General features: G+C 62.3%; 6 protein-coding genes. All 6 read right to left on the bottom strand.

Translation table 11 applies throughout. From position 1 onward, the window contains the following. Positions 1 to 501: 501 nt before the first annotated feature. Positions 502 to 990, bottom strand: coding sequence for an OmpA family protein (locus BUE92_RS00080; RefSeq protein WP_073521436.1), 489 nt, complete (start codon positions 988 to 990; stop codon positions 502 to 504). A 5-nt stretch (positions 991 to 995) separates the two neighbouring features. Next, the gene (locus tag BUE92_RS00085) at positions 996 to 2,258 is read right to left on the bottom strand and encodes a diguanylate cyclase domain-containing protein (protein WP_073521437.1); all 1,263 of its coding nucleotides are present in this window, start codon (positions 2,256 to 2,258) and stop codon (positions 996 to 998) included. Beyond that, positions 2,255 to 2,821 carry a YfiR family protein gene (locus BUE92_RS00090; protein WP_073521438.1) on the bottom strand — a complete coding sequence of 189 codons (567 nt, stop codon included), beginning with the start codon at positions 2,819 to 2,821 and terminating at the stop codon, positions 2,255 to 2,257. The genes BUE92_RS00085 and BUE92_RS00090 overlap by 4 nt, the downstream gene beginning before the upstream one ends. Positions 2,822 to 2,959: 138 nt before the next feature. Then, complete coding sequence (recD, locus tag BUE92_RS00095; RefSeq protein ID WP_073521439.1) at positions 2,960 to 5,032, bottom strand: exodeoxyribonuclease V subunit alpha; 2,073 nt, start codon at positions 5,030 to 5,032, stop codon at positions 2,960 to 2,962. Further along, on the bottom strand, positions 5,029 to 8,700 hold the full coding sequence (gene recB / locus BUE92_RS00100; RefSeq protein ID WP_073521440.1) for an exodeoxyribonuclease V subunit beta: 3,672 nt from the start codon (positions 8,698 to 8,700) through the stop codon (positions 5,029 to 5,031). Before recB ends, recD begins: the two co-directional genes overlap by 4 nt. Then, positions 8,697 to 12,149 carry an exodeoxyribonuclease V subunit gamma gene (recC, locus tag BUE92_RS00105; RefSeq protein ID WP_073521441.1) on the bottom strand — a complete coding sequence of 1,151 codons (3,453 nt, stop codon included), beginning with the start codon at positions 12,147 to 12,149 and terminating at the stop codon, positions 8,697 to 8,699. The genes recB and recC overlap by 4 nt, the downstream gene beginning before the upstream one ends. Positions 12,150 to 12,365: the final 216 nt, after the last annotated feature.

Below are 12,365 nucleotides of genomic sequence, written 5' to 3' on the forward strand. Positions count from 1 at the left end.
GGTCAGGCGAGACACGCAACTGGAACCCTATCGGGACGGTGTATCTGAACCCTGAAAGGGAGCTGACCGTGGTAATAAAAGTCGCGTAGCACGACGGTGGACGCGACAACTAACTTGAAAAACGCCGTGCTTTTGATCTTGATCTCAGGCGCCCCGTTAAACCACGCTGGCCGGAATTCGACAGGGATTTGGGGGGTAAACCGGCAGGGATGCCGGTTTAGCCGCCCCGCGCCATGGATGGCGCGTGGCGGCGGCCCCCCAAATCACTGGCGGATTACGGGCACACCGAGCCTAAGCGAGGTGCCGAGTGGTGGGGCAAGAGCGTTTTGCTTACTTTTGCGCTTTTCAAAAGTGAGCCGCTGTAAAAGCGGAACCCTAAGTGGCCGTTACCGCAGAAATGGATATGTACACGGTCCAACTGTGTTGACTGTCAGGCCGCCTTCGCAGGCAAGCCAGCTCCCACATATTGAATGGGTTTTAGCTGGGGGAAGGTGAACCCGCTTAGTCTGCGATCACTACGATCGACACCCGACGATTCTCGGTTCGGCCTGCCGTGGTCGTATTCGACGCCACCGGCTCGCTGCTGCCCAGGCCGCGCAGTTGGATGTTTTCTTCTTTCATACCCACGCGGGTCAGCACCTTGCCCACGCTTTTGGCGCGGCGCAGGGACAGGGCCACGTTGTAGGGTTCTTTGCCCGAGGCATCGGTGTGGCCGTCGACACGTACGCGCTCAATGCCGGCGCCAACCAGGGCGCCACCGATGCGTTCGACGATGTCGGTGCTGGGTTTGTTGAGGGTTTCGACGTCGCTGCCAAACAGCACTTTGCCGGACAGGCCGAAGGCCCAGCCTTCATCGGTCAGCTCGAAGCCTTGTTGCTTGAGCACGGCGACCTGCGCCGGGGTCAGGCCTTTGGGCGGCGTCTGGCAGCCGCTGAGGGCCAGGAAGGCCACGAGTAAAGAAATAAATAAAACGCGCGTGTTAGCGAACAAGGGAATCAACTCCTGTGTTGAACGTTGGCGACGGGGTGCTCCGACTCCGCCGTTTGCTGGCCGCCCGAGGACAGTCGTTTGGCCTGGTACATCGCCGCATCGGCGGCGTTGAGCAAGGTGCCGGGAGTGGCGCCATGTTCGGGATAGATCGCAATGCCGATACTGAGGGAGGTCAACACCTGGCTGCCTCCTGGCAGTGGGATCGGCGCGCCCATGCTGGCAATGATCTTGTCGGCGATGCGCTGGGCGTCTTCGGCCTTGTGCAGGGGCGCCAGCAACACCGCGAATTCATCACCGCCCAGGCGCGCCACCAGGTCATCCTCACGCAGTTGCGCCCGCACGCGGTCGGCAACAGCCACCAGCACGGCATCGCCGGCGGCGTGGCCAAAACTGTCGTTGATACCTTTGAAGCGATCGCTGTCGAGGAACAGCACCGCCACTTGCTCGTTGACCTTGGCGGCGCTGCGCAAGGCGCGGATCAGCCGGCCTTCGAAGAACGCGCGGTTGGGCAAGCCGGTGAGGCTGTCGTGGCTGGCCTGGTGGGCCAGGGTTTCGTTTTCGCTTTGCAGATGGGTCTGCCAGGCTTCCATCTCGCCAAGCAGGGCGTTGAAGTCGCTGCCCAGGCTGTCGAGTTCAGCGATCTTTGCCGGTGGCACACGGCGGTCAAAGTCGCGTTCGCTGCGGGCGGCATGAGCCACGGCAGCGAGGCTTTGCAGCGGCCCGGTGATACCGTCCAACAGGCGTCGCGACAGGTGCAAGGCCACCCAGGCACTGAGGGCGGTGCAAATCAGGATCCCCGCCAGGCCGCTCAGCAAGAAGCGCAGCAGGCTACCGCCATGACCGGTCAGGTGGATGCTGCCGACCGTTTGTCCTTGATGGAGAATCGGTTGGTTGATGGGCTGCTCAAGCAAGGCGTGCGCTAGTTCAAGCTCAACCTGCGACAACATACCGGTGTTCGGCCGCACCCATTGCGCCAGCAGTTTGCCCTCATCGTCGAAGACTTCGGCCTGGGCAACCTCTTCGGTGGAGGCGATCAGGCTCAGGGCTTCAGTGGCTGCCGAACTGTCGTTGAACACGACGGCCGCTTCCACGGTGTAGTTGATGGAGCGCGCGATCAAGTGCAGGTTATGTTCGGCGTACACGCGTAACGCCAGCACACCGAGCAGGGTCAGGGAGACACTGGCCAAGGTCACCGCCACCAGCGCCAGGATCATGTGCCCACGGCCAATGACCGAACGCAGGGTCGGTCGCCCTTTAGCCAACTTCATGGCGCAGGCGCTCGACGGCGGGACAGTTGCAGCACGCTGGGGTGAATGCGCACGCCGCTGCGGGCAACGGAGTCCAGGTTGACTTCGAACGACACTTGCTCATCGCTCACCCGCAGGCAAAACAGGCTGCCCACGGTGCATTGGTCACCGCCTTCGCTGATGCTGAGCACCGGGTGGCCAATCAACGACGTAAACAGCCGGGTGCGTTCATCCACGCTCAGCCTGCCGATGTAGACCGCGTCGCAGGCATTGACGATGTCGGGATGATCGACCAGTAAACGGCGCACCGACACTGGACGGCCAGTGGCCTGCGTGGTGCCCTTGATCAGGTCATCGGTGTACTGGGTGGGCCCGACGATACACAGGCGCAATGTCTGCGGCTCAACCGGCCAACGGGCGTAGCTGAGGATACCGAGCACCACTTGGGTGACCGCCTGGGCACGGTGCTCGGCCAGGCTGGGCGTCTGCGCAAATATGCACGGCGCGAGCAGGCACAGCACCGTCACCTGTAACAGGCGTCTGCAACTCCAACTGCGCGCTTTGGGCGAGACAGCCACATTCATGCAGCGATACTCTCAAGTGTTTTCAGGATGATGCCGCAACGATAGCACAGCGGCGGACCTCCCCACGAAGCACAGCATTCGAGGGGTTCGCTATTTTTTCAGAAAAATCAGACGTCTGAATAAGAAATATCGCCTGACCTACCAGTCATTTTTTTCAGACGGAAGGTCCAAGTCCAACATCAATCCGCTCAGACGCTTGACCTTGCGCCGCACCGCTTCCTCAAACACGCCGCCGCGCGGCTCAACCAGGCTGAACCAGCGCTTGGCACGGGTAATACCGGTATAGATCAGCTCTTTGGTCAGCACCGGGTTGAGGGCATCCGGCAGGATCAGCGCGGTGTGAGTGAACTCAGACCCCTGGGATTTGTGCACGGTCATGGCGTACACGGTTTCCACATCATTCAACCGGCTGGGCAATACAAAGCGCACGCCGCCCTGGCCATCGTTACGTGGAAAGGCCACCCGCAGCACGTGGGGCCCTGCGTCGCTTTCGGGCAATTTCAGCGCGATGCCGATGTCGCCGTTCATCAGGCCCAGGCCGTAGTCGTTGCGAGTCATCAGCACCGGTCGGCCTTCGAACCACTGCTCGTCACCTTCGATCAGGCGTACCTTGCGCAACGCCGCGGTGATGCGCAGGTTGAGCCCTTCAACGCCCCACGGGCCCTTGCGCACGGCGCAAAGCAGCTGAAACGCGTCGAAGGCGTGCAGCAACTGTTGGGCCCAATCGGTCCAGGCTGGATCGTCACGCGGTGTGTCCGCAGAGGGGCGTGCCGATTGCAGCAGGTTCAGGTAGTAGCGGTAACCCTGGGCGCCATCGCCCTGCCCGTCCAGTACCAGGCGCTCAAGGGCGTGGTCATGTTCGCCCTTGAGGCTGACGCAGAACAGGTCGTCGTGGCGGCCTGCGGCTAACAGCTGGCGGGCCTCTTCAGCGTTTTGCTGGTTGACCCAACGCGCCAGTTGACCAATACCGCTGCCTTCACCGAAGCGGCGCGAATAGCGCAGCATCACCACTTGCTGGGCCAGGGGATGGCTGCCATCGAGGTCTTCTTGCAAGCCGCTGCTGCTGAGGTCTTCACCGCTGACGGCTTGCAGCCAGTGGCGAGTCTGCGGGCTATACCAGCCGGCTTCGGCATCACGGCACAAATCGCCAAGTACGGCCCCCGCTTCTACCGAGGCCAGTTGGTCTTTGTCGCCCAGCAATACCAGCCGCGCATGGGGCGGCAGGGCGTCGAGCAGGTTGGCCATCATTTCCAGGTCGATCATCGAGGCTTCATCCACCACCAGCACATCCAAAGGCAGCGGGTTACCCAGATGATGACGGAAGTGCCGGGTGCCCGGACGGCTGCCCAACAAGCGGTGGACCGTGGTGACCTGGGTCGGGATTTTTTCCCGCACGCTGTCGGGCACTGTCAGTGACAGCACTTGCTGGCTGATGGATTCGGTCAGGCGGGCAGCGGCTTTACCGGTGGGCGCAGCCAGGCGAATGCGCAACGGGCTGCCGGACTCCACGGCGGGCGCCTGCAACAGCGCGAGCAGGCGTACCACGGTGGTGGTCTTGCCGGTACCGGGGCCGCCGGTGACGATGCTGAAGGCGCCGCGGGTCGCCAGGGCGCAGGCGAGCTTTTGCCAGTCAATCACCCCATCGGGCGCCGGTTGGTCGAACAGGCGATTGAGCCGTTGCGGCAGATCGACGGCGGCCTCTTCCACGCTGGCAAGGCGCAGGCGCAGGGCGCGGTCGATACGCCGCTCGTAGGTCCAGTAGCGGCGCAGGTACAGGCGCTTGCCGGACAACACCAACGGGCGGCTGCGGGCCTCCTCGCTGCCATCGACGGCCAGCGCGACCAACGGGCTTGAAGCCAGGGCATGGCACCAATGCGCGCCATCCAGGCCGTGCAGCAACTGCGAGGGTAGCAGCATGGCACCGGTGTGCAGGTCGCCTTCGGGCGGCAATGACAGGGCGAAATCCGGCGCTTTGAGGGTTTCGAACACATCCAGGCAGACGTGGCCATGGCCCAGTTGATGGCTGGTCAAGGCTGCCGCCAGCAGCACCAGCGGATCGGCGTCTGGGTCCAGCTCGTACAGGAAACCGACGAAGGCTTTGTCCAAGGCCCGCAGCCAACCGCGCTCGACCCAACGCGTCAGCAACTGCAGCAGGTCGGCGGCGCGATCAAGGGGCAAAAGCGCCTCCAGCGGTAACGGCGACAGGCTCATAACAACATTCCTTGTTCCCAGGCGGGCTCAACCTTGGGTGGGATGGGCTTGCCCTGGAACAATAGGTCCAGGCTTTCGATCAACTCACGGGGCGGGCGGGTGAAATACGCGCCCTGGCTCACCGACTGGCTACCGCGCAGGAACAGGTACAGGGCACCGCCGACGTGCTGGTCATAATCGTAATGCGGCAGGCGCGCCTTGAGTTGGCGGTGCAGGGCCAGCAGATAAAGTACGTATTGCAGGTCGTACCGATGCTCGAGGATCGAGTGTTCCATGGCGTCTTGGGTGTAGGCCGAGTCGTCAGGGCCGAGCCAATTGGATTTGTAGTCGGCCACGTAGTAACGGCCATCGTGCTCGAAGGTCAGGTCGATAAAGCCTTTGAACATGCCGTTGAGCAGCACCGGTTCGGCGGCCACGCGGGACACGCCGCCGTGGGTGTGCTGGCATACCAGTTTGTCGAGGGCGAGTACGTCGACGGTGTGACTGGCGAACCAGAATTCCATCTCGATCTGGTACTGCTGCAGGCTGCTGAGGGTGAAGCGGTCGTTGTACAGGGGCAGTGGCGTTTGCAGCAGATGCTCCAGCCAGCCGCTGAGGGTGACGATCCAGCCTTCCCAGTTGCGGCGGTTACAGCGTGCGCCCACGGCTTTTTCGATGGCCTCTGGGGTCACGTTGAACCCTTCTTCACCGGCCCATTCCAACAAGCCGTGAAGGAAGGTGCCTGGGTTGGGACCGCGTGGGAAACGGTGAATATCCCCGCCGGACGCGACCGTTTCCCGAGGGGCATCGGGGTCGAGGCGTTCGTCATCGAACAGCTTCTGGGCCTGTGGGCTTTCGGGGGCTTCGAGGTTGGCGGCGCTCATGCTGTCGCCAATGCGCAAGGCGCTGTAGGAGGCAATCCACCAGTTTTCCGCGGCCTTGCGTACAGGCAGCAACGGCGCGAGCAGGGTCGCTTGATTGCGCGGCGGGTGGAACAGGATGTCTTGGGCGTCCGGCACAAGGTCATAACCGATGGCCGCGCAGCCTTGTTGCAAGTCCAACAACCAGCGCGCCAGACCCGCTGATTCGCCCAACGACGCGCCGGCACCGAGCAAATAGCCCAACGCAGACAGGTGCAAGACCGAGCTGCTGTTATTGCCGCGCTTGAGGTCGGCGATGCCCAGCCAGCAAGCGTGTTTGGCGCGGGTCAAGGCCACGTAGAACAAACGCAGGTCTTCGGCCAGGCGCTCATCGTCGGCTTGGGCGATCAGCTCGGCCGTGGGTCGCAGGCTGACGTGGGACTTGCCCTGTTCATCGTGGTAATGCAGCGGCAAGCGACTGCCATCCACGGGCTTGGCCGAACAGATGAACGGCAAGAATACCAAGTCGTATTCCAGGCCCTTGGATTTGTGGATGGTCACCACTTTGACCAATTGCTCGTCGCTTTCCAGGCGCAGGATCTGTTCTTCACCGGCCTGCCCCGACAGCGCCAGATGCGCGGCCAAATGACGGATCAACGCCTGCTCGCCATCCAGTTCCGAGGCGGCCTGTTGCAGCAACTCGCTGAGGTGCAACAGGTTGGTCAGCACCCGCTCGCCATCACTGCGGGCGATGAGGGTTTGCGGCAGCTTGAAGTCGTGGAGCAGGCGACGCAGCATCGGCAGCACGCCTTGGGTACGCCAGATGGCACGGTAGCCACGGAACTGCATCACCCGCGATTCCCACGCCAGTTCGTCCTGATTCAGACGCTCCAGCTCCGACAGGGACAGGTTCAGGGTGACGCAAGCCAGGGCGGCACGCAGCGGGCGTTCGACATCCGGTTCCGCGCAAGCCTTCAACCAGGCCAACAGGTCATGGGCTTCCTGGGCGGCAAACACCGAGTCTTTATCCGACAGGTACACACTGCGCACGCCACGACTGGCCAGTTCGGCACGTACGGCTTGGGCTTCCTTGCCGTCGCGCACGAGGATGGCGATGTCTGACGGCAACACGCCCTTGAGGGTGCCCTCTTTTACAAAGCCCGCGGTGCCTTGCTGGCCACCATTGAGCAACGCGACGATCTGCGTGGCGCAGGCGGCGGCCAGGTGCTGACGATAAACCGCGTTGGAAATCGGCTGATCGGTGGGCAGGTGCCAAAGGTTCATGGCCGGCAGCGTGTGGCCGTCGACCTGCAGCTGTTCGCTGCGGCCTTGGGACAGTACCGAATGGAACGGCACCGGGTTATCGCCATTCGGCTGGCGAAACAGGAACGCACCACGGCCGGTTTGCGCACGCTGGAACACATGGTTCACCGCCTCGACCATCGCATGGCTGGAGCGGAAGTTGGTGCCCAGGGTGTGATGGCGACCGGTAGTAGCCTGCCGGGCGCGCAGGTAGGTGTAGATGTCGGCGCCGCGAAAGGCGTAGATCGCCTGCTTGGGGTCGCCGATCAGGAACAGGCCGCTGTCGAGGTGGTTTTCCTCGATGCGGTAGATGCTGTCGAAGATGCTGTATTGCACCGGGTCGGTGTCCTGGAATTCATCGATCAGGGCCACCGGGAATTGCTCGCGGATCACACTGGCCAGGCGCTCGCCACCGTCTGCCTGGAGGGCGGCGTTGAGGCGGATCAGCATGTCGTCAAACCCCATCTCGGCGCGGCGACGTTTCTCTTCCTCGAAGCGTTTGCCGACCCAGCCGGCAGCGTGTTGCAGCACCGCCGCGTCGGGCGTTGGCAAGGCGTCGAGGCTGGCTTTGAGGCTGGCCATGGCCTCGATGCCGGGGTGCTGCGGCGGAGCGCCTTTCCACGCTTCGGCCATTCCGTCGGGCGTCAGGCGGGTAAAGCCGGTGCCGATGTCCAGTTGTTCCAGGGTTTCGTCAGCGGCCCAGGCGCTGATCTTTTCGAACCAGGGCTCGAAGTAGCGCGCTTGCATCTTGCGCCCATCGACAGCTTTGGCGGCGACGGCTTGCAGGCAGATATCCCGCAGCTCGGCAGCCCATTGTTGCCAGGGTGCCTTGAGGGCAACCAGCGCGGCACGGCGTTCTTGCAGGCAGGCGGTGATCAGTTCGGCGGGCTCGCGGGTTTCGTCGGTGGGCCGCTCGCTGCCGAACAACGCACGCACCCGTGGCATCAGCGCCGCGGGGCCGCCCCAATGATTGCGCACCCAGTTGAGGGCATCGTCGTGCATTGGATAGCAGAACAATCGCCAGTAGTCGCGCAGCACTTCGCCCAGCAGGTCGCTATGGTCGGTTTCCAGGGTCTGGGTAAACAGGCTGCCGCTGTCGAATGCGTGTTCGCGCAGCATGCGCTGGCACCAACTGTGGATCGTGGAGACTGCGGCTTCATCCATCCATTGCGCGGCGATGTCCAGGCGATTGGCACAGGCGGGCCATTGCTGCGGATCATATTGCTCGCGCAGGTCGGCAATCAGCGCATCAGGCTGTTGGATTTCGTCACGGAAGAAGCGCGCGGCTTCGGCCAGGCGGATGCGTATACGTTCACGCAGTTCCTTGGTGGCGGCGTCGGTAAACGTCACCACGAGGATTTGCGGTGGCAGCAGTTCGCGGCCGAAACCGGACTCATCACCGCCGTGGCCAAGCACCAGGCGCAGGTACAAGGCGGAGATGGTGAAGGTCTTGCCGGTGCCGGCACTGGCTTCAATCAACTGGCTGCCTTTGAGCGGGAACGCCAGGGCCAAGGGTTTGCCGATCATGCGTCAGCCTCCGTGCTGGAAAGCGATCGCCAGGGGGCGTTGATCAGCGGGCGATACAGGGTTTCACACCAGCCTTCGAATTCTTCACTGGCGACCAGGGCCGCGTAATCGGGAAATTGCCGCGTCAGGGCAGGCGTTTCGCGGCGTTCGCCGTCAGTGGTGATGCCATCGCCTTCATAGGCTTTGCTCGCAGCCGCTTGGGCCTTGGCGGGGTCAGTCTGGCCGAGCCAGGCGAACGCGGTTTTCACTGCGACCGGTAGCGGCGCGCTCATTCCCGTGTGCCAGGCCAACAGCAGGTTACCGAGGATGTCCTCGGCGCCGGCCTTGTCCAGTGGGGCCAACAACAAGGTGTCGTCACTGGCTACCAGGCCGGTGCTCAAGGGCAGGCCACAGGCGCAGGCCACCACGTGATTGACCCAGGGGCGGATCAGGCGGTGCCACTTGCGTGTCTTGATCGAACCAATACTGTTGGGGATGGTGGTGACGCTTAACAGTCCGCCATCACTGCGTCGGTGCAGACCGCTGATCCAACCTTCCAGCTGGATGCCTTGGTAAGCAAAGCTGATCGGTTCAGCGCCGGTATGTGGGGTGGGCCACAGCGCCAGAAGGTGTTGATAGCGTTGCACCAGATCCGGCAACGGCTCGATCAACTCGTTACGCAAGCATTCACCGAAACCGACCATCGGCAGCAGGCCGCTGCCTTGCAGTCGCAGGGCCTGGGCGTTGAGCGCCTGATCGAGTTGGTCGGGTTGGGTGAGTGCCGCGTTCAGCAGGCTGTCGCTTAAACTGTAGCGTTGCAATGCGTCCAGCACGAAGGGTTCTTCGTCAGCCAGGGGCACTTCAGCGGCTTCGAAGAACACTTTCAGGCGCTGGCTGAAGAAGTGCTTGACCGGATTGCGCAGGAAGTCTTGTAACTGGCCAAGGCTCAGGGGCTCTTCCTGTTGGTGAGGGGCCAAGCCTTGCTCTTGGGTGATGAGCGCCGGTGCCTGATGCAGCAATTGCCATTCGCGGGCATAGCTGAACAGCGAATCGCCTTCGTGGAAGTAGCGGGCGCTGAAGGGTTGCAGCGGGTGCTCCTGGGTCATTGCGTCGATCAGCGGCAGATCGTTGCTGGTGTGCTGCCAGCCGCTGGCGAGGTGGTCGCGTAGTTGGCCGATCAGCACCGAGGCCGGGCGATCGCTGTTGTCACGGATGCTGCGGCCTACCCAGCTGATATACAGCTGGTCACGGGCTGACAGCAGCGCTTCGAGCAGTAAGTAGCGGTCGTCTTCGCGGCGAGAACGGTCGCCGGGACGGTAATCGCTGCCCATCAGGTCAAAATCCAGGGGTGGCTGGGCCCGCGGGTAATCGCCGTCGTTCATGCCCAGCAGGCAGACCAGCTTGAACGGGATCGCACGCATGGGCATGAGCGTACAGAAATTGACCGCTCCCGCCAGGAAGCGCTGAGACAGGCGCCCCTGATCCAACCCGGCCAGCCATGCCTCACGTACTACCGTAAGGGGTAACTCGTCTTGCAGACCAACGGACTCGCAGGTTTCCAGCCAGGTTTCTCTTAATTGTTCGAGCTGGCCCAGCAGGTAGTCATCGTGCTCGCTGCTGGGCAGGAAAAACAGCTGCATCAACCGTTGTAGGCGCTCGCCCCAGGCCTGTGGCGCGGCGGGTTCCGATAACGCTTGATGGGCATCGCTCAAGGCGTCGAGCAAGCCGACCAGCGGGCCGATCAAGGCCGCATCGAGGCCACCGATTTCGTCATAAGGTTCAATACCGTCGCAGGCCGTGCCGGTGCCGACGGCATAGCCTAGCAGCATACGGCGCAGGCCAAATCGCCAACTGTTTTGCTCCAGTTCCGTGGGCAGGCCCAAACCGGCGCGTTGCTCGGCATTCAGACCCCAGCGGATGCCTGCACCTTCGATCCAGCGATGCAAGGTGGGCAGGTCACGCTCTTTGATGGCGAAGCGTTCGCGCAGGGCTGGGACGTCGAGCAGGTCGAGGATTTCGCTGACAGGGAAGCGGCTGTCGGGGAGTTTGAGCAGGTGCTCTACGGCGATCAACAGCGGGTCGCGGCCGCGTTGGCCTTGGTCTGTGAGGGTGAAGGGGATGAAGCGTGGGTCATGGCGTTCGAGCTGGCCGAAGACCGCGCGAATATGCGGTGCGTAGCTGTCGACGTCGGGGACCATGACGATGATATCCCGAGGGCGCAAGGTGGGGTCGGCGCTGAAGCGATGAAGTAATTGGTCGTGGAGGATTTCCACTTCGCGCTGGGCGCTGTGGGCGATATGGAAACGGATCGAAGTATCACGTTGCAAGTCGACAGCGGGCCAGAGCTCACGGGTTTCATTCAACGGGCGCAGTTCGAGGATATCGTCCTGGAGTTGGTTGAGGAGCGTGGTGGGTTCGCTGTCGCTGAACAGGTCAATACGACCGTCGCGAAATGCGGCGCGGTAGCTGTTGGGGTCATCATAGGAGTCCAGCAGGCTGATGTAATCACGGCCCTGTTTGCCCCAGGCAGCAAGCAGCGGATGGGCGTGCTGATGCAAGGTTTGTGGGTCGATAGTGACGGGCATGCCCGCTTTACGCGCCTGGCGTTTGTATTCGTTACGCAGCAAGTCCTTGTCCGCGACGATATCCGACCAATGATGGCGGCAAGGGTTATGCACGCAGAGCAGGACCTGGCTGAAACGGGCCAGGCCCGCCAAGGCTTCCAGCGCCTGGGCCGGCAGCGATGAGATGCCGAAGACGATCACCCGGGGAGGCAAGCCGGGCGGTGCTTGTTCAAGGCTGTTGATGCGCTCGATGAAGCGCTGATGAACGCCGGCCCGGCTTTCGGCCATGCCTGCTTCACCCACATCCAGCAGCAGCGCGCGCCATAACTCGGCTTGCCAGCAGTTGGCTGGGTTGAGCAGTTTGGACTCGCCTCGACCATTGCGCAGTTGGTGCCGGCCTGCGGCCCAATCTTCCAACCAGTCAGCACGGTAAACCTGGTATTGGTCGAACAAGTCAGCCAGGCGCTCGGCGAGTTGGTAACGTTTGCGCAGGTCGGTGTCTTGAGTCAGGAAGCGTTGCAGAGGCTCGAAATGCGGTTGGCCGATCAGCTCGGGTAACAGGCGCATGAGGCGCCAGGTCAGCGGGGCTTTATCAAGCAGGGACTTGGGCGGGATTTCGTCACGGCCCAAAACCATACGATAAAGTTGCCACATAAAGCTGCCAGGCAATTGCACGTCGATGGCTGCGGCAATGCCACAGCCGCCCATATCATCGACTTCCGGGTCTTCGGCCAAGGCCAGCTTAAGCCATTGGGCAATGCCGTTGCTTTGTACCAGGGCGATTTCGTTTTCCAAAGGCGCCAGTGGGTAACGGCGCATCCAACTGACCACCAGGCTTCGCAGCTCGTCCAGGCGGTTGCCATGAACCACCATGAATCCAGGACTGAGGGACGTCGCGTCCGGCATAACGGTTTCCTTGGGAAAAGCAAAATCGAGGGATGGACTTTAGCACTGTGGTGCACGGGGCGGACACAGGGCTGACAGGTGTGCGGGGGCAAGGCAGACACTTTTCGAGCGCCCAAAACAAAACCCCAACTGCTTTCGCAATTGGGGTTTCGGAATTTAATCTTGACGATGACCTACTCTCACATGGGGAAACCCCACACTACCATCGGCGATGCA

This window comes from Pseudomonas fluorescens (assembly GCF_001902145.1).
Classification (GTDB): Bacteria; Pseudomonadota; Gammaproteobacteria; order Pseudomonadales; family Pseudomonadaceae; genus Aquipseudomonas; species Aquipseudomonas fluorescens_BV.

Bases quoted from the DNA above. Each gene is read 5' to 3' on its own strand.
- BUE92_RS00090 (WP_073521438.1), bottom strand. From the start codon at position 2,821: ATGAATGTGGCTGTCTCGCCCAAAGCGCGCAGTTGGAGTTGCAGACGC.
- recC (WP_073521441.1), bottom strand. From the start codon at position 12,149: ATGCCGGACGCGACGTCCCTCAGTCCTGGATTCATGGTGGTTCATGGC.
- recD (WP_073521439.1), bottom strand. From the start codon at position 5,032: ATGAGCCTGTCGCCGTTACCGCTGGAGGCGCTTTTGCCCCTTGATCGC.
- BUE92_RS00085 (WP_073521437.1), bottom strand. From the start codon at position 2,258: ATGAAGTTGGCTAAAGGGCGACCGACCCTGCGTTCGGTCATTGGCCGT.
- recB (WP_073521440.1), bottom strand. From the start codon at position 8,700: ATGATCGGCAAACCCTTGGCCCTGGCGTTCCCGCTCAAAGGCAGCCAG.